Source organism: Ruegeria sp. BF8 (genome assembly GCF_056538625.1).
This window is the reverse complement of sequence record NZ_JBQFTL010000001.1, coordinates 421500-437618: the sequence shown is the minus strand read 5'-3', so window position 1 is coordinate 437618 and position 16119 is coordinate 421500. Positions and strand designations below refer to the sequence as shown.

Annotated in this window: 20 protein-coding genes; 8 read left to right on the top strand and 12 right to left on the bottom strand. The window is 60.4% G+C overall.

Annotated elements, in window-relative coordinates; genetic code table 11:
• Window positions 1-3 precede the first annotated feature (3 nt).
• From phaR to ACR0LD_RS02140, 3 genes are all read right to left on the bottom strand, one after another.
• The gene (gene phaR, locus ACR0LD_RS02150) at window positions 4-558 is read right to left on the bottom strand and encodes a polyhydroxyalkanoate synthesis repressor PhaR (protein ID WP_170337829.1); all 555 of its coding nucleotides are present in this window, start codon (window positions 556-558) and stop codon (window positions 4-6) included.
• A gap of 136 nt (window positions 559-694) precedes the next feature.
• The gene (locus ACR0LD_RS02145; RefSeq protein ID WP_170338288.1) at window positions 695-1141 is read right to left on the bottom strand and encodes a phasin, PhaP; all 447 of its coding nucleotides are present in this window, start codon (window positions 1139-1141) and stop codon (window positions 695-697) included.
• A 130-nt stretch (window positions 1142-1271) separates the two neighbouring features.
• On the bottom strand, window positions 1272-3074 hold the full coding sequence (locus ACR0LD_RS02140) for a PHA/PHB synthase family protein (protein WP_170366505.1): 1803 nt from the start codon (window positions 3072-3074) through the stop codon (window positions 1272-1274).
• 111 nt (window positions 3075-3185) lie between these two features.
• Here ACR0LD_RS02140 and phaZ point away from each other — a divergent pair, with 111 nt between their 5' ends.
• Both phaZ and ACR0LD_RS02130 read left to right on the top strand, forming a co-directional pair.
• On the top strand, window positions 3186-4457 hold the full coding sequence (gene phaZ, locus ACR0LD_RS02135) for a polyhydroxyalkanoate depolymerase (RefSeq protein WP_170337826.1): 1272 nt from the start codon (window positions 3186-3188) through the stop codon (window positions 4455-4457).
• The gene (locus tag ACR0LD_RS02130) at window positions 4457-5041 is read left to right on the top strand and encodes a DUF6151 family protein (RefSeq protein ID WP_170366506.1); all 585 of its coding nucleotides are present in this window, start codon (window positions 4457-4459) and stop codon (window positions 5039-5041) included. Before phaZ ends, ACR0LD_RS02130 begins: the two co-directional genes overlap by 1 nt.
• Here ACR0LD_RS02130 and ACR0LD_RS02125 read toward each other — a convergent pair.
• The 5 genes from ACR0LD_RS02125 to ACR0LD_RS02105 form a co-directional block, all read right to left on the bottom strand.
• Window positions 5038-5748: an alpha/beta fold hydrolase gene (locus ACR0LD_RS02125; protein WP_170358510.1), complete on the bottom strand. Its 711-nt coding sequence runs from the start codon at window positions 5746-5748 to the stop codon at window positions 5038-5040. The two genes, ACR0LD_RS02130 and ACR0LD_RS02125, sit on opposite strands and share 4 nt — an antisense overlap.
• Window positions 5749-5832: 84 nt before the next feature.
• Window positions 5833-6447 carry a hypothetical protein gene (locus ACR0LD_RS02120; protein ID WP_480636264.1) on the bottom strand — a complete coding sequence of 205 codons (615 nt, stop codon included), beginning with the start codon at window positions 6445-6447 and terminating at the stop codon, window positions 5833-5835.
• A 20-nt stretch (window positions 6448-6467) separates the two neighbouring features.
• Entirely contained in the window at window positions 6468-6893 is a 426-nt protein-coding gene (locus tag ACR0LD_RS02115; RefSeq protein ID WP_170443239.1) for a VOC family protein, read from the bottom strand.
• Window positions 6893-7885: an alpha/beta hydrolase gene (locus ACR0LD_RS02110; protein WP_480635513.1), complete on the bottom strand. Its 993-nt coding sequence runs from the start codon at window positions 7883-7885 to the stop codon at window positions 6893-6895. The genes ACR0LD_RS02115 and ACR0LD_RS02110 overlap by 1 nt, the downstream gene beginning before the upstream one ends.
• Complete coding sequence (locus ACR0LD_RS02105) at window positions 7885-8634, bottom strand: alpha/beta fold hydrolase (protein ID WP_480635512.1); 750 nt, start codon at window positions 8632-8634, stop codon at window positions 7885-7887. Before ACR0LD_RS02105 ends, ACR0LD_RS02110 begins: the two co-directional genes overlap by 1 nt.
• 219 nt (window positions 8635-8853) lie before the next feature.
• Between ACR0LD_RS02105 and thrS the strand changes: the two genes are divergently transcribed.
• The 5 genes from thrS (at window position 8854) to ACR0LD_RS02080 (ending at window position 13553) form a co-directional block, all read left to right on the top strand.
• Window positions 8854-10812, top strand: coding sequence for a threonine--tRNA ligase (gene thrS, locus ACR0LD_RS02100; RefSeq protein WP_480635511.1), 1959 nt, complete (start codon window positions 8854-8856; stop codon window positions 10810-10812).
• A 222-nt stretch (window positions 10813-11034) separates the two neighbouring features.
• Window positions 11035-11337, top strand: coding sequence for a BufA1 family periplasmic bufferin-type metallophore (locus ACR0LD_RS02095; RefSeq protein ID WP_005982123.1), 303 nt, complete (start codon window positions 11035-11037; stop codon window positions 11335-11337).
• Window positions 11338-11410: 73 nt separating this feature from the next.
• The gene (bufB, locus tag ACR0LD_RS02090) at window positions 11411-12268 is read left to right on the top strand and encodes an MNIO family bufferin maturase (protein WP_170366511.1); all 858 of its coding nucleotides are present in this window, start codon (window positions 11411-11413) and stop codon (window positions 12266-12268) included.
• Window positions 12265-13029, top strand: a complete 765-nt coding sequence (locus ACR0LD_RS02085; protein ID WP_170438692.1) for an HvfC/BufC N-terminal domain-containing protein — start codon at window positions 12265-12267, stop codon at window positions 13027-13029. Before bufB ends, ACR0LD_RS02085 begins: the two co-directional genes overlap by 4 nt.
• Window positions 13026-13553 (top strand): DoxX family membrane protein, encoded by a 528-nt coding sequence (locus ACR0LD_RS02080; RefSeq protein WP_170370759.1) that lies wholly within the window; start codon window positions 13026-13028, stop codon window positions 13551-13553. Before ACR0LD_RS02085 ends, ACR0LD_RS02080 begins: the two co-directional genes overlap by 4 nt.
• 1 nt (window position 13554) lies before the next feature.
• On the opposite strand, the gene ACR0LD_RS02075 is transcribed toward ACR0LD_RS02080, so the two are convergent.
• Both ACR0LD_RS02075 and ACR0LD_RS02070 read right to left on the bottom strand, forming a co-directional pair.
• A complete protein-coding gene (locus ACR0LD_RS02075) occupies window positions 13555-13923 on the bottom strand; it encodes a hypothetical protein (protein WP_170358498.1) in 369 nt (122 codons plus the stop codon).
• A gap of 42 nt (window positions 13924-13965) precedes the next feature.
• Window positions 13966-14283 (bottom strand): ArsC/Spx/MgsR family protein, encoded by a 318-nt coding sequence (locus ACR0LD_RS02070; protein ID WP_480635510.1) that lies wholly within the window; start codon window positions 14281-14283, stop codon window positions 13966-13968.
• Window positions 14284-14496: 213 nt separating this feature from the next.
• Here ACR0LD_RS02070 and ACR0LD_RS02065 point away from each other — a divergent pair, with 213 nt between their 5' ends.
• A complete protein-coding gene (locus tag ACR0LD_RS02065; RefSeq protein WP_008758035.1) occupies window positions 14497-14703 on the top strand; it encodes a cold-shock protein in 207 nt (68 codons plus the stop codon).
• Window positions 14704-14785: 82 nt separating this feature from the next.
• On the opposite strand, the gene ACR0LD_RS02060 is transcribed toward ACR0LD_RS02065, so the two are convergent.
• Window positions 14786-15079, bottom strand: coding sequence for a hypothetical protein (locus ACR0LD_RS02060; RefSeq protein WP_170358496.1), 294 nt, complete (start codon window positions 15077-15079; stop codon window positions 14786-14788).
• A 58-nt stretch (window positions 15080-15137) separates the two neighbouring features.
• Window positions 15138-16049, bottom strand: a complete 912-nt coding sequence (gene thyX / locus ACR0LD_RS02055; RefSeq protein ID WP_170358495.1) for an FAD-dependent thymidylate synthase — start codon at window positions 16047-16049, stop codon at window positions 15138-15140.
• Window positions 16050-16119 lie beyond the last annotated feature (70 nt).

Sequence of the window (16119 nt, the reverse complement as noted above, 5' to 3'; positions counted from 1 at the left end):
GTATCAACTGAGCTTGGAAAGCTTCTGCTGCAACTCGGCCAGTTGTTTCTTGATGTCGTCCAGGTCTTCTTTGGACTCGGACTTGCCTTCTTCGTCCTTGTCCGGCCCGGACCAATTGCCCGACAGCCCGCCTGTCATGGCCTTCAGGAACGCCTGCTGCTGCGCCTGCATTGCTTCGAACCCGGGCATGCTGCTCATGGGGTTCATCGCACTCATGTTTTCCATCATCTTGGCCTGGCTTTCGCGCAGCATCTCAAAGCTGGATTGCAGGAATTGCGGCATCATGCCCCCGCCCGGCACCATGTAGCTGCGCACAAGGTCATTCAGCACGTTCACAGGCAGAACGTTTTCACCCCGGCTTTCATGTTCGGCAATGATTTGAAGCAGATACTGTCGTGTCAGGTCGTCGCCGGTTTTCAGGTCGATAATCTGAACCTCGCGCCCGTCGCGGATGAACCCAGCGATGTCCTCGAGCGTGACGTAGTCGCTGGTCTCGGTGTTATACAGCCGACGGCTTGCATACCGCTTGATCAGCAGAGGTTTATCTTTGTCCGACACCGTTTACCCTCCCCAAGGATGATGCGTTGCAGCAGAGGTTATGCGACTGCAGAACAAAAAGAAAGGGCAGGTCAATGGACCTGCCCTTAGCGATTGCACCAATTTGGGAGGGATGGGTGCGTTTCGCGGATCTTGCTTACTTGGCAGCCGTTGCTTTCTTGGCAGCAGCGGTCACTTCGTTGGTGGCTTTCTTGACGGCCGCGGTGGTTTCTTCCGCAGCTTCTTTGCCAGCAGCCATCAGCAGTTCGACGGTTTCCGACTGAACTTTCTTGGCGATTTCAGCGAAAGCAGCCAGGTTCTCGGCAGCAACTTCAGCCGAAGCGCTGGCGAAATCGGTTGCTGCTTTGGCGTAGTCGGCCGGCTCTGCTTTGGCTTTCGACATCTCGCTCAGCTTGGCCAGAGTTTCCTTGGTCCATTTGTTCGAGATTTCAGCCGATTTCTCGGCAGCTTCCAGAGCAACACCCGACAGCTTTTCGTTCAGCGAAGCGGTCGATTTGAATGCATTTTCAACGGCGGAGGTGTCCACCGGGAACGCGCCCATCATGTCTTTCATGATCGCGGTAAAGTCTTGGGTCTTTGCCATTGTCCTAATCCTTTCAGCCGGTCCGGGCCCACCCCGGGTTTCATCAGCTTGAGGACAATATGATTGCTGCGGCGCAGCATTTCAAGTTTTTTGTTGCTGCACCGCAGAATTTTTTAGTTTCAATGTGAAATCAAGACTTTGGTTTGGCGACTACATAGGTTCCCGGCGCCGGAGCCAACGGTGGATGGCTCGAATCACCCGGTTCGCGTGCCGGAACCTGCTTGCCAGACCGCTTCTTCAACCAAGCCTCCCAGCGGGGCCACCACGAGCCTTCGTGGAAGCTTGCCTCTTTCATCCAGGTATCGGCACCCGCCTTGAGATCGGGGTTGGTGTAGTGACCGTATTTCTTTTTGCTGGGCGGATTGACGATGCCTGCAATATGTCCCGATTCCGAAACGATGAAGGTTTTGCTGCGGGAACCCATTTTCTGCACACCGCGATAGCAGTCCTTCCAAGCGGCGATATGGTCCGTCTCGCAGGTGATCGCCATCAACGGCACATCCACGTCGCGGACATGCAGCTTGTGGCCCATCAATTCGAACCCGTCCGAGGCGAACTCGTTGCGCTGACACAAGCCACGTAGATACTGCACGGCCATTTTCGCGGGCAGGTTCGCGCCGTCCCCATTCCAGTACAAAAGGTCAAAGGCGGGTGGCGTCTCGCCCAGCATGTAGCTGCGGATCGCCGGTCCATAAACCAGGTCGCGAGACCGAAGGAACGACATCGTGCGCGCCATGATCCATGACCGCAGCACACCTTCCTTGTTCACCTCTTCCTCGATCCCGTCGATGAAATCATTCTGCAGGAAGGGGGTAAACTCGCCCTGATCCGAAAAATCGGTCAGCGCCGTGAAGAACGTGGCGGATTTGATCGACTTGTCACCGCGCTGTTTCAAAAGCGACAGAGTGAGGCTCAAGGTCGTTCCGGCAATGCAGTACCCGACCGCATTGACCTGTTTGACCTTGCAGATCTTCTTGGCCTCTTCGACCGCCGTCAGGAATCCGTCCTGAACGTAGTCTTCCATTCCCGTTTCGGCATAGCTGGAATCCGGATTGACCCAGCTGACGACGAACAAGGTATAGCCCTGATCGGTGATCCACTTGATCAGACTGTTTTGTGCCTTCAGATCCAGAATGTAGAACTTGTTGATCCAGGGCGGGAACAGAACGACGGGGGTTTCATAAACCGTCTCAGTCGCAGGACTGTACTGGATCAGTTCCATCATCCGATTTCGATAGACGACTTCGCCGGGCGTTGTGGCCAGGTTGCCGCCCACCTTGAACGCGTTTTCGTCCGCCAGCTTGACGATCAACTCGCCATCATTCGCTTCGAGATCGGCAACAAGATTCTCCAGCCCCTGGATCAGCGACTGGCCATCGGTTTCGATCGCCTTCTGCAGAGCGTCCGGGTTGGTCGGCAGGAAATTCGTCGGCGACATCATGTCGACAATCTGCTGCGAGAAGTATTTCAGCCGCCGCTTGTCCTTGGCGTCCAAGTCCTCGACCGACTCCACCGCGTTCGCGATGGCTTCGGCATTGGTCAGGTATTGCTGACGGACGAGACGGAAATAGGGGTTCGTATCCCACAGCGGGTTCGAGAAGCGTTTATCCTTGCTCGGAGCCTCGTCCGCTTCGCCTTCGCCGGCCAGCAGGGCCTGCTGCGCCGCAGCAAAGTTCAGGACGGACTTTCCCCAGTATTCCAGCTGTTGTTCCAACAACTTGGCCGGGTTCTGCAGGGCCTCGGCCCAATAAGCTGTTGCTGCTCTTGCAAAAAGCTCCTGATTCGGGCCGTCCAGCGCGGGAGTATGAGCTTTTTTTGACGCCATCACCTCGATCAGCCGCTTGGACAGGTCTTCGACTTTCAGCATGTTTTCCTTAAGGCGTTCAACGTGTTCGTCGCTTAAGTCGGGCATGTGGCCTTCACTTGTTGTCATTTTAACAAATCCCCCCTAACCTCGCTGCTGTGCAGAATATCGTCGTGGGCACCGGGGGGCAAAGCGACGAATGGTCCGAACTCTCAGGCTGACATTTAGGAGGCCATTCCCGTGCGTTACATGATGACCTACGACCTGATGGAAACCATGCGCAACACCAACCAATGGCTTGGTGCAACCGCAAGCGCGATGGCGTCCTACCCCCAGTTTTCCATGATCCCCAACCCGGCATTCAACTGGATGGCCGCGTGGGGCGAAGTAACCGAACGCACGTTTCAACGCATGGTCGTGAAACCCGATTGGGGTATCCGAACGTTTACCTGCGAAGACGGCAAAGATCATCTGGTGGATGTCACCTCCGTGCTTGAACGCCCGTTTGGCGATCTGGTCCACTTTCGCGTGAATGGCCGCAAAGAGCAACCGCGCAAGGTGCTGTTGGTTGCGCCGATGTCCGGACACTACGCCACCCTGCTGCGCTCGACCGTCAAGAGCCTGCTGGTCAATTGCGAAGTCTACGTGACCGATTGGCATAACGCGCGCGACATCCCCGTGTCCGAAGGCAAGTTCGATGTCGAGGACTACACCCTGTACCTTGTCGATTTCATGAAGGAGCTGGGGCCGGACACGCATGTCGTCGCTGTCTGCCAGCCCGCGCCCCTGACCCTTGCGGCGACGGCGTACCTTGCCGAAACCGACCCCAAGGCGCAGCCCAGCACGCTGACGCTGATCGGTGGCCCGGTTGACCCTGACGCAACCCCGACCGAAGTCACCGATTTCGGCCGCCGGGTGACCATGGGCCAGCTTGAGGAAACGATGATCCAGCGGGTGGGCTTCAAATACAAGGGCGTGGGACGCATGGTTTATCCCGGGCTTCTTCAATTGGCATCCTTCATGTCGATGAATGCCGAGCGCCATGGCAAGGCGTTCTCCGACCAGATCCAGCGCGTCATGCGGGGTGAGGCGTCGGATCATGACGCCCACAACCGTTTCTACGATGAATATCTGGCCGTGATGGACATGACGGCAGAGTTCTACCTCTCGACGGTCGAGCGGGTGTTCAAGAACCGTGAGATCGCCCGGAATGAGTTCATCGTGGCTGGCCACAAAGTCGACATCGGCAAAATCACGGATGTGGCGGTCAAGACGGTCGAAGGCGCCAATGACGACATCTCGGCCCCCGGTCAGTGTATCGCGGCGCTGGACTTGTGCACCGGCCTGCCCGACAGCAAGAAGGCCAGCCATGTCGAACCCGGCGCGGGCCATTACGGTATCTTCGCCGGACGCAGTTGGCGTGACAATATCCGCCCGCTGGTCATAGACTTCATGAACGAAAACAGCCGCAAACCGCGCCGCCGCGCGGCCAACAGCAACAAGGTTGCTTGATGTCCGCAGACCCGGCGCCTGCCCTTCCGTTCGCCTGCAACTGCGGTGAGCTTAGCGGCGAGATCACGGCCAAAGGGGTGTCCAGTGGCACCCATGTCGTCTGTTTCTGCCCAGATTGCCGCGCCGGACAGCTGTATTTCGGTCAACCTGACCCCGCACCGGGGCCGGTAGACATTTTTCAGATGTCGCCCGAATATATCCGCATCACCAAAGGCGCCGAGAACCTGGCCGTGATGCGGCTGGGACCCAAAGGTCTGTTTCGATGGTACGCCAAATGCTGCAACGCGCCTTTGGCGACCACCACCAGCAGCATGAAATTCCCCTTTGCCGGATTTGATGTCGCCAGGTTTTCCGATCCATCCCCTCTGGGGCCTGTGAAGACCCGCGCCCATGTCCCGCAGGCGAATGGCAAATGGAAGCACGAGAATGTGGCTCCTGCTGTTCTCGGCATGATCCGCAGAGTCATTGCGGCGCGCCTTTCCGGTCGTTGGAAGCAAACTCCGTTCTTCGACGTCGTAACCGGCGATCCGGTCGTGGCTCCGCATGTCATCAGCCTTGAAGAACGCAAGGCGCTGTACGACTAGAAAGCCCGCACGGGTATGTTCAACCAGTCGGACAGCGCGTCGGTGGTTTCACCCGGCGCTTCAAGCGTCGGAAGATGCCCCGCCATGTCCACCACATGCAAGGCTGCACCGGGGATCAACTCGGCCATGAAACTGTGTTTTCTGACCGGCGTCAGAGTGTCGTGTGCCCCGCACAGAACCAATGTCGGCACCTTTATTCGCCGCAATGTGCCCTGCTGATCCGGGCGGCGCTGCAGAGCGCGCATTTGGCGCACGAACAGTTCCGGTCCCAGCTCCAGCGCCATTTCCAGCATGTCGTTCAATATCGGGATCCGCTGCGGTCCGGGGGCCAGCGTGTCCGAACCCAGAACCTTGCGCATGACATCCTCAAGACGGCCAGCCTGTGCCGCAACGATCAGCTCTTCGCGGTCAGCGGCGATCTGGGGGGTATCGGCCTGCGCATCCGTCGCCATGAGGCAAAGGCGGGTCACGCGTTCCGGGGCGCGGCGCACCAGTTCCAACGCAACAATGCCCCCCATGCTCAGACCAGCCAACGCAAAGCGGTGCGGCAACTGGTCCAAAAGCGCCGAGGCAATCTCTTCGATCCGATCACCGCCGCCGATCGGCGCGACCATTACCGGCCTGGTCTGAGACAGCCGGGTTGTCTGTGGCTGAAACAGCCGTGCATCGCACATCAATCCTGGCAACAGGACCAGCGGCTCGATCACGCAGGGCCTCCTTGTACTGGCCGATCGGCTCGGCCGTTTTGTTGATCAGGATGAGAGTTTCGGCGCAGACGGGCAAGAAAAACTTTAAGGATAGCGGATTGCGCGAAATTCGGGAAAGTCCGCATAGCGCCGCCGGCGTTCGCTCAGAGTCTCATCCGGATCGGCACCGGCCCTGAGCAGACTGCCACGGGGCGCAATGTAGCTGTCGATCCGGCGCAGCGGGGTGGGCCGCCACACCAGATTGAAGGCGCAGAGTTTGGGAAAGAACCAGATCTCGGAATAATCCAGATGATCGTGCATCCACCAGGCCAGATCGCGCCAGTCCCTGCCTTGCGCGTAACGGTCGGCAAACCATGGAATCACGATCGAGGCTCCGGCAATTCGCGCCTCGCCTGTGCCGCGGTCCCAGATGTGGCATTCAAGGGGATGATCGTTGCGGGCGCAGTTCAACTTGTTCTCGTTTCCAAACCGGTTCAGCGAGGGCGACCGGTATCCAGACCGGACGGCAACACGCCCGAATGTTTCCTCCAACGGGTCCAGAAGGGTTTCGCAAAATGCACGGCCGGTTTCGATGGCCAGATCCGGGTTGTCCGGCAGGTTCTGTTTTTCGTGAAAGCTCCCGATCTCGGAATACAGGAAATCGCGCATGAAGAAATGGCGCGACAGGCGCACGCGGCCCAAGGTCTCGAGGCTCCACATGCTGCCTGGTCGGCGCATTTTCAGTACCCGTTCCAACGAAAGGCCCCATCCGGCGCGAGGGCCGAGTACGGGTTGAACGCAACTTCCCAGATCGAACCATCCGGTGCCCGAAAGTACCCATGGTGCCCGCCCCAGAACACGTCCGAGGCTGGTTTCAGGATTTCGGCCCCCGCTGCCTCGGCAGCTTGCAGCAGTTCGGCGACACCCTCCTTGGATCGGCAATTGTGGCTGAGCGTCATCGCGCCGCGACCCAGGGTTTCAACGCCAACCCCGATTTCTTCGGCCAGCGCGGTCAATGGGTACAGACCCAGCGTCTGGCCGATCAGGTCAAAAACGATCACCCCGTCCGGGCTGTCGGTGCGGCGCCAGCCCAGCGCCTCGTAAAAGCGGGCTGCGGCTTCGGGATCTTCGGCCCCGATCGTGATCAGGCTGACGCGTTGCTCCATCACTCCACCCCAAAACCGTTCAGCCATTGCAGAATACCTGCCACCGTCGCATCGGTCTGCCCCGGCGACATCAGCCGTCCGGCAATGACGTGCGATTGCGGGTCGTCACCCGACCCCATAGTTACGGTCTGAACGGTCGCAGGTGCCCCCCAGTCTTCTGCAACTTTGTGAGTCAGGTCGGGCCGAACCACCTGATCGTCATCCGAGAACCAGAACAGAGCCGGCACCAGTGCGCCTGAAAAATCCAGCTCGTAGACGGTATCGACCAGCACTGACATCGGAACCACCGCCTCCCACGGATAAGAGGACGACCAGTACAGATTCTTTTCCGGATCAGGGCCCGACACGTCGCGGGTTTCGCCCATCAGCAACGGCAGCCAGCTGCGCGCCCACGGCAGCGACGGGATCCAGGATCCGGCCGCCTGCACCCCGAAATTGGGCGAGATGAACACCATCCCGACCACGTCCTTGCTCAGTTCGGGGTCCAGCGCCGCGGCTGCCGCCAGGGTCCCCCCGGTCGAGGTCGAGACCACGATGACCTTGTCGCCCACGGCGCGGGCGGCGGCCAGGCCTTCGGCCGTGTCCCGCATCCAGCCCGAGGCCGTCCCTTCGGCCATTGCCAGCCCGTCGCGCCCGTGCCCCTGCAGGCGCGTATAGACCAGATTGGCCCCGAGCGCGTCGGCGATCCTGTCGGGCACCGGGCGGATTTCCTCGGACGAGGCCGAGAACCCGTGCACATAAAGCACAGAATAGGGTGTGCGCCGTTCCTTGAATCCGTCCCGCCAGATCACCCGCTTTTCGACACCCGGCACGATATCGTCATAGGCGGACTCGATGCTTTCGAAATAGACCTGAATCCCCTCGCCGAACTTGCGCGGATCGAACCGCGGGTGCAGATCCACCTCTTCGCGCGGGCCCAACCAGTAGATCAGCCCGCCGACCACCACCAACGCCAGCAAGGCCCGCCCGAGAAACCGCCCCAGCCGCCGCATCAGTTGCCCCCCATCACGTCGCGAACCGCATCTTCGATCAGCCCCAGACACGGCCCGTCCGAGAACCGGTGATCCGCATCCTTGACCAACAACAGCCGCATGTCCGGACCGCTGGCATGGTCGAGCAGCCGTACCGCCGTCTCGGTGGAAACCGCCGTATCCGCCGTGCCTTGCAGAAACCGTACCGGGAACGGCAGGTTCAACGGCGACCGCAACACCAGCCGCGTCCGCCCATCCTCGATCATCCGCTTGGTGATGATGTAAGGCTCCATGTAGTCCGAGGGCAGTTCAACATGCCCGACCGTCTCCAGCACCTGTTTCTGTTCGTCGCTGAACGAGGCCCAATAGCCGTCCTCGGTGAAATCCGGCGCCGCAGCGATGGTGACCATCCCCGCGATCCGCTCGGGCATGGCCCGCGCCAGCAGCAACGCCTGCCACCCGCCCATGGACGAACCCACCACAATCAGCGGCCCTTCGGTCAGCGCTGAAACCGCCGCAACCGTGTCCTCATGCCAATCCCCGATGCACCCTTCCTCGAACCGGCCGGAACTTTCGCCATGCCCGGAATAGTCGAACCGCAGATAGGCCTGCCCACGTGTCCGCGCCCAGTCCTCGAGATGCACCGCCTTGGTGCCCTCCATGTCCGACTTCAGGCCACCCAAGAAAACGACCGTGGGCCCCGCCCCTTCGCTCTTGTGATAGGCCAGCCGCCGCCCCTGCGGCGTTTCCAGAAATGTCGTTGCTGCCATGAAATCCCCACATGCTTTTCCAGCATCATGCACGCGCCGCGCCCAAGTGCAATTCCCGCCCCTCCGTCATCTGGCGGCAGATATCCCGCGGCACGCTCGGAGCAGAGCCCTCTGCCCGCCAACGCTTGACACAGCCACTACCACCTGCCAAACGGACCCGACACCATAACCCGCAACCGGGCGTTCTGTGGGCGCCAAACCGACGAGGAGAGCCAGATCATGGCCCTGGATACGAAATCCGTCTCTCTTACTTTCCCCGATGGCAATTCCCGATCCTACGCGGCAGGCGTCACGCCGGCCGAGGTCGCTGCCGACATCTCCACCTCGCTGGCGAAAAAGGCCATCTCGGCCACCGTCAACGGCCAGCACTGGGACCTGCAGTGGCCCATCGAACAGGATGCCGAAATCGCCCTTCACACGATGAAGGACGAGGCTCAGGCCAACGAGCTGATCCGCCACGACTTTGCCCACGTGATGGCCCGCGCGGTGCAGGAAATCTGGCCCGACACCAAGGTCACCATCGGCCCGGTCATCGAAAACGGCTGGTACTACGACTTTGACCGCGCAGAGCCCTTCACGCCCGAAGATCTCGGCCTCATCGAGAAAAAGATGAAAGAGATCATCAACAAGCGCGATCTTGTCACCACCGAGATCTGGGACCGCGAACGTGCCATCGCGTTCTACAAGGCCAACAACGAGCCCTACAAGGTCGAGCTGATCGAGGCGATTCCGGGTGACGAGCCGGTGCGCATGTATTGGCACGGCCATTGGCAGGACCTGTGCCGCGGCCCGCACCTGCAGCATACCGGCCAACTACCCGGCGACGCGTTCAAGCTGATGTCCATCGCCGGCGCCTACTGGCGTGGCGACAGCAACCGCCCGATGCTGCAGCGTATCTATGGCGTTGCCTTCACCGGCAAGGAAAAGCTCAAGGCGCACCTGCACATGCTGGAAGAGGCCGCCAAGCGCGACCACCGCAAGCTGGGCCGCGAGATGGACCTGTTCCACATGCAGGAAGAGGCCCCGGGCCAGATCTTCTGGCACCCCAACGGCTGGACCATCTACACCCAGCTTCAGGACTATATGCGGCGTGCCCAGCACCGCGGCGGCTATGTCGAGGTCAACACCCCTCAGGTGGTCGACCGCAAGCTGTGGGAACGCTCGGGCCACTGGGACAAGTACCAGGAAAACATGTTCATCGTCGAAGTCGACGAGGAACACGCCCGCGAAAAGGCCGTGAACGCGCTCAAACCGATGAACTGCCCCTGCCACGTGGAAATCTTCAAGCAGGGCCTGAAATCCTACCGCGACCTGCCGCTGCGCATGGCCGAATTCGGATCCTGCGCGCGCTACGAACCCTCGGGCGCGCTGCATGGCATCATGCGGGTCCGCGGCTTTGCTCAGGACGACGCGCATATTTTCTCGACCGAGGACCAGATCGGCGATGAATGTGCCCGCTTCATCGGGTTTCTGACCGATGTCTACAAGGATCTGGGTTTTGACAGTTTCAAGGTCAAATTCTCGGATCGCCCCGAACAGCGCGCCGGCTCGGATGAGGTCTGGGACAAGGCCGAAGAAGCCCTGCTGACCGCCACCCGCGCTGCGGGGGTCGAGCCGGAACTGAACCCCGGCGAAGGTGCTTTCTATGGGCCGAAGCTGGAATTCGTCCTGACCGACGCAATCGGGCGTGACTGGCAATGCGGCACATTCCAGGTGGATTTCGTCCTGCCCGAACGGCTGGACGCCACCTATATCGGCGCCGATGGGGCCAAACACCGTCCGGTGATGCTGCACCGCGCCTGCCTGGGGTCGTTCGAACGGTTCATCGGCATCCTGATCGAAGAACACGCCGGCAAACTGCCGTTCTGGCTGGCGCCGCGCCAGGTCGTCGTGGCCTCGATAACCTCCGAGGCCGATGACTATGTTCTGGAAGTGGTCGAAACGCTCAAGGCTGCCGGTGTCCGGGCCGAGGCCGACATCCGCAACGAGAAGATCAACTACAAGGTCCGCGAACATTCCGTCGGCAAGGTGCCGGTGATCCTGGCCGTCGGCCACCGCGAGGTCGAAGAGCGCACAGTCAGCGTCCGCCGCCTGGGCGAGAAGCAGACCCAGGTCCAGCCGCTTGACGCTGTAACAAAAGAGCTGGCGCACGCGGCAACGCCCCCCGATCTTCTGTAACAATCGGCACAGTCTTGCCGCCAATCCGGCCCCCAGCACGGGGCCGGATTGAAACATTTCTGGATTTCCTAATTTATTACAGTGTGTTAACTTGCAAGGGGCATTAACGCTCCCTGACACAGCCGTGAGACACGGGCTCGTGAATTCAACAGAGCAGTGTCAGCCGTTACCTTTGTCACTGTCACAAGCAGACATACGCAATCACGAAAAGGATTACCTGAGATGTCGAACACCGCCAAAACCCTCGTAATCGCAAGCGCCGTTGCCGCAGCCGTTGCGGGCTCTGCAACCACCGCCGCCGCTCAGGCCAAAGAAAAATGCTATGGCGTATCGCTGGCAGGCCAGAACGACTGCGCCGCCGGACCGGGCACCACATGTGCCGGCACCTCGACCGTGGATTACCAAGGCAACGCCTGGACGTTGGTCGATGCGGGCACCTGCGCCGACATCGAGCTGCCCAAATCCGCGGACGGAACGCCCCGCAAAGGCTCGCTCGAGCCGCTGGAACGCGATCTGCCGGCATAAGGCACGGGAAGGAATGTCAGGGGCGGGCTAAACCAAACAGCCCGCCCTGTTTCTTGCTGAGAAGGATCACGCGATGTTGGATGACGCCCGCAGAATGCAACGGCTGCCCGCCGCGCCCGGGGTCGGCTACAAGCCGCAGCACTATGCCGAGATCCTTGACCAGCCCGGCCCGGTCGGCTGGCTGGAAATTCACGCCGAAAACTACATGGGCGACGGCGGCCGACCGCTGGCGCAGCTACGCCACCTGTCCGAACGGTTTCCCATTTCCGTGCACGGCGTGGGCCTGTCCATCGGTGGCGAAGGCCCGCTGGACGCCGAGCACCTGGCCCGCCTGAAGCATCTTGTGGGCTGGCTGAACCCGGCCAGCTTTTCGGAGCATCTGGCATGGTCCACCCATGACAGCCAGTTCCTGAACGATCTGCTGCCCCTGCCCTATACCGACGCCACACTGGCCCGCATCTGCGATCATATCGACCAGGTACAGCAGACGGTGGGCCGGCAGATGTTGCTGGAAAATCCCTCCAGCTATCTCGCTTTTACCGAAAGCACGTGGTCCGAACCCGACTTCTTGCGCGAGGTTGCGCGCCGGACCGGATGTGGCCTGCTGTTGGACGTCAACAACGTCTTCGTCTCGGCCACCAATCTGAATTACAGCCCGCGGGCCTATATTGACGCCTACCCTCTGGACCAGGTTGGCGAGATCCACCTGGGTGGCCATGACGAGGATCAGGACGATCACGGCCAACCCCTGCTGATCGACAGCCATGGCCGCGCCGTCGTCGATCCGGTCTGGGCGTTGCTGGATTATGTGCTCGACCAGTCGGGCCCCAAACCCGTGCTGATCGAATGGGACAATGACGTGCCCGACTGGCCCACCCTGCGCGCCGAGGCAGAACGCGCGCAATCCGCGCTGGACCGGATCCCGGCATGAGCGTCTCGCAATCAGAATTCCGGGCGGCCCTGCTGGATCCGACGGCTCCCGTGCCCGAGGGGTTGCTGGACGATCAGGCCCGCCCCGCCGGACGCCGCTTCAGCGTCTACCGCAACAACGTGGCCGTGTCGCTGACCGAGGCCATGCACCAGGCATTTCCGGTCATAACCAAGCTGCTGGGTCCGCAGAATATGGACGGTCTGGCCGGGATCTATCTGCGTCGGAACCCGCCTAGCTCTCCGCTGATGATGTTCTATGGCGAGAACTTCCCCGAATTCCTCGCCGACACCGAGCAACTGGCGCATCTTGGCTATCTGCCCGACGTGGCACGGCTGGAGTTGGCATTGCGCCGGTCCTACCACGCCGCCGACAGCCAACCGATCGCGCCCGACGCGCTGGCCGCCCTGCCGCCCGAAGACCTGATGCAGGCCCGGCTGGGCTTTGCCCCGGCCATGCAGTTGATCCGATCCGACTGGCCCATCCACTCCATCTGGCGGTTCAACACCGAAGACGGCGCGCCAAAGCCTCAGCCCGGTGCGCAGGACGTGCTGATCACGCGCCCCGAATTCGACCCGTCGCCACACCTGCTGCCGCCCGGCGGGGTCGACTGGATCACCGCCATGCAGGCCGGCCAGACCATTGGTCAGGCCTTCGAGGCAACCACCGCCCGGACTCCCGCGTTCGACCTGGGAACCACCCTGGCACTGCTGTTGCAGGGCAGTGCAATTACTTCAATGACTATCGAAAGGCCGGAAACATGACTGCCCTGATCTCTATGCATAATTCCGCACTTGGAAAGCTGGACCACGCCTCGAACTGGCTGACACCGACCGTGGCGCGGCTGACTTTCATAGCGGTTCTTCTGGTCTATTACTGGAACTCGGCCATGACCAAGCTGGGCAGCGGCTTTTTCGGGTTCCTGTTCCCCTCGGATGGGGCCTATGTCCAGATCTTCCCCAAGGCCATGGAGGCCGTCGGCTACGACAGCTCGCAGCTAGGGTTCTTTACCTGGCCCGTTGCCGTCGCCGGAACCTGGGCCGAGTTCGTCCTGCCTGCGTTGCTGCTGGTGGGGCTGCTGACCCGCCTTGCCGCCCTGGGCATGATCGGGTTCGTCTGGGTCCAGACCTTCACCGATGTCACCGGGCACGGGGTCAAACTGGGTGGTCTGTTCGACAACACCATCACTCTGATGGATCAGCGGGTCATGTGGACCTTCCTGTTCGTGGTGATCGTGATCAACGGCGCGGGCCCACTCTCGCTCGACCGGGTCCTGCGCCTGAAATGATCTAGAAATGCGCTTTGGGTTCGTCCGGCTTGCCCGCGGCGATCCCAAGCAGCCCGGCGACGCCGGCGAAGGCAATCGGGAACATGGTGAACACGCCAAAGCCAAAGGCATAGTACATCCCCGCAGCGGAAATCAGCAGAAGCACTCCCGCCACCAGCGCACGCGCATGCGCCATGGCCCCCCCGGCAATCGCCAGCAACGGCGCCAAAAGCGATGCTGTCTTGATAAGCTGGGGGTTTTCCACCTGCTCTGCCAACCCCTCGATCTCGCCGTAACGATCCACAAGCTCGACAAACCCGTACCCAAAAAAACCGACGATCATTCCGACCAGACCGGCAATGACACCCAATATCATGGCTGCGTTTCGCATGAATTATTCCTGATTGTTGCGCCGGTTCAGATAGTCACCCGATCAAGCAATGCCAAGGGCTGCGCGGGTTTGCGTGGTCCAGCCCAGGAACAAGTGACCGTCACGTTCGATCAGCGGACGCTTCATCAGGGCAGGATGATCAGCCAGCAGTTCCAGCGGTGGTCGCGAGCGTTGATCGTCGTCCAATCCACGCCAGGTTGTCGAGCGGGTGTTGAGCAAGGCTTCGCCGAACTGGTCAAACGCTTTGGCCAGCACCTCCGAAGGAACACCCGCACCTCGGACATCAATGAATTCGGAATCAGGCAGTGATTTCAATGCCTTACGGCAGGCATCGCAGGTCTTCAGGCCAAAAAGGCGCATGATGTATCTACTCCGGTCGTTGCAGCAATTTCGGGCAAAACGAATAGGTTAACCCAGTATTCCTTGATTTTTTACTTCACCGTGCAATGTTGAAAAAGGCGAAACACACAATTTACGCCGTCTCGTTCGTTCGGAACTGCGTGGGTTTGTGGTCGCTTTGACTATGCCCTGCCGATTTGCTGGGTGACGCGCAAGGAGAAGGAGACACGGGAAATGCCAACCGGCACCGTGAAGTGGTTCAATACGACCAAAGGCTATGGTTTTATTGCCCCCGATGAAGGGGGTAAGGATGTGTTTGTGCATATCTCGGCCGTAGAACGATCCGGCCTGACCGGACTCGCCGACAATCAGAAAGTCTCGTACGAGTTGCAGGACGGACGTGACGGCCGCCAAATGGCGGCTGATTTGAAGCCATTGTAAAAGGGCCCGCCAACTGGCGGGTGCGACGAAACAAGGTCAACGGCCAATTGACAGGCCGTTGTCCACCCTCTTCCCGGATAGTCTAACCTCGCGTCGGGTCGGCCTCGTTGCGGTTTGTCCAGTTATCGCCCATGGCCACAATGCAGGACGTCCCGGTCGCATAGGTTACGACAAGGGTCCAGTCACCGCGACGGCTGGTCCACACCTCCATGATCTGCTCGGGTCCGCGAACACCAGAGGCGGTTTGCTGCGCGCCGAATTGGTGGCGCAGTTTGTCATGCATCCGCGCCGTGGGCTCACAGATCACCTCAGCGATTGGCGACTTTGCGTAGGCCGGCTGGCACAGCAACAAAGCGATCGCCGCAGTTCTAAACATCAAGCTGAACGTCATGCCCAAAGTGTAACAGGATCATGACAATCCGAACAGGTGGCGATCAGCCTTCGCGGATCACCGCTTCGAACTCGCGCCATTCGCGCGCGGTCATGCCCGAGTTTTCCTGCGTCACCTGCTCGCCCTTCAGCATCCGACGCAGCGCTTCGACCATCTGTGCCGACAGGTTGACCGCACCCAGGCGATAGTCTTCGAACGCCTTGTACGCGAACGGTACCCAGTCGGCCACGATCTTGCACATGGTTTCGGCATAGACGCGGATTTCGTATTGCGCATGCGGATCTGCCCGCAGGCGCAGGAAGTGGAACAGATTGTGCAGGTCCACCTTCCAATACCACTGCGTGTAGATGTTTGCCGGCAGGTTCATCCGCGCCAGTTCGCGCGCCAGACCCTGCTGGCCATCCTGGCCGATCATCGCTTCGTAATTGTCGTAGCAGCGGGCGCTGTCGGCCTTGAGAATCTCCAGCACGCGCGCAGCCTCTTCGCCCTGAAGCGCCTCGCCCCGCCCCTGATTGTTGATCGCTGATTGCGCAGCCAATTGATCCGGCGCGGGAATGTAGAATTCCCGATCAAGGATCGAATAGCGAGCAGAGTATTCGTTGACGTTGGCCGTCCGGTGGCGGATCCACTGGCGGGCCACGAAGACCGGCAGTTTCACGTGCAGTTTCACTTCGCACATCTCGAACGGGGTCGAGTGCCAGTGGCGCATCAGATAGCGGATCAACCCCTCGTCATTCTGTACGGACTTCGTACCTTTGCCATAGGACACGCGGGCCGCCTGGCAGATCGCAGCATCATCGCCCATATAGTCGATGACCCGAACGAATCCGTGGTCCAGAACAGGATGCGCAGTGTAGAGGTGCTGTTCCATACCCGGAGCCACAACACGGCGGGTCGACTGCGTTTGTGCGCGTTGCTCTTCGATCTCGGCCAGTTGTTCGGCGGACAGCGGCATGGACATACCTCGTTTTTGAAATGAGTCGCCGACCACTATATATCGGCAACATCAGCACTGAAACCGCCAT

Bases quoted from the DNA above. Each gene is read 5' to 3' on its own strand.
- ACR0LD_RS02145 (WP_170338288.1), bottom strand. From the start codon at position 1,141: ATGGCAAAGACCCAAGACTTTACCGCGATCATGAAAGACATGATGGGC.
- ACR0LD_RS02140 (WP_170366505.1), bottom strand. From the start codon at position 3,074: ATGACAACAAGTGAAGGCCACATGCCCGACTTAAGCGACGAACACGTT.
- ACR0LD_RS02130 (WP_170366506.1), top strand. From the start codon at position 4,457: ATGTCCGCAGACCCGGCGCCTGCCCTTCCGTTCGCCTGCAACTGCGGT.
- ACR0LD_RS02120 (WP_480636264.1), bottom strand. From the start codon at position 6,447: ATGTGGAGCCTCGAGACCTTGGGCCGCGTGCGCCTGTCGCGCCATTTC.
- ACR0LD_RS02115 (WP_170443239.1), bottom strand. From the start codon at position 6,893: ATGGAGCAACGCGTCAGCCTGATCACGATCGGGGCCGAAGATCCCGAA.
- ACR0LD_RS02110 (WP_480635513.1), bottom strand. From the start codon at position 7,885: ATGCGGCGGCTGGGGCGGTTTCTCGGGCGGGCCTTGCTGGCGTTGGTG.
- ACR0LD_RS02105 (WP_480635512.1), bottom strand. From the start codon at position 8,634: ATGGCAGCAACGACATTTCTGGAAACGCCGCAGGGGCGGCGGCTGGCC.
- thrS (WP_480635511.1), top strand. From the start codon at position 8,854: ATGGCCCTGGATACGAAATCCGTCTCTCTTACTTTCCCCGATGGCAAT.
- ACR0LD_RS02095 (WP_005982123.1), top strand. From the start codon at position 11,035: ATGTCGAACACCGCCAAAACCCTCGTAATCGCAAGCGCCGTTGCCGCA.
- bufB (WP_170366511.1), top strand. From the start codon at position 11,411: ATGTTGGATGACGCCCGCAGAATGCAACGGCTGCCCGCCGCGCCCGGG.
- ACR0LD_RS02085 (WP_170438692.1), top strand. From the start codon at position 12,265: ATGAGCGTCTCGCAATCAGAATTCCGGGCGGCCCTGCTGGATCCGACG.
- ACR0LD_RS02080 (WP_170370759.1), top strand. From the start codon at position 13,026: ATGACTGCCCTGATCTCTATGCATAATTCCGCACTTGGAAAGCTGGAC.
- ACR0LD_RS02075 (WP_170358498.1), bottom strand. From the start codon at position 13,923: ATGCGAAACGCAGCCATGATATTGGGTGTCATTGCCGGTCTGGTCGGA.
- ACR0LD_RS02070 (WP_480635510.1), bottom strand. From the start codon at position 14,283: ATGCGCCTTTTTGGCCTGAAGACCTGCGATGCCTGCCGTAAGGCATTG.
- ACR0LD_RS02065 (WP_008758035.1), top strand. From the start codon at position 14,497: ATGCCAACCGGCACCGTGAAGTGGTTCAATACGACCAAAGGCTATGGT.
- ACR0LD_RS02060 (WP_170358496.1), bottom strand. From the start codon at position 15,079: ATGTTTAGAACTGCGGCGATCGCTTTGTTGCTGTGCCAGCCGGCCTAC.
- thyX (WP_170358495.1), bottom strand. From the start codon at position 16,049: ATGCCGCTGTCCGCCGAACAACTGGCCGAGATCGAAGAGCAACGCGCA.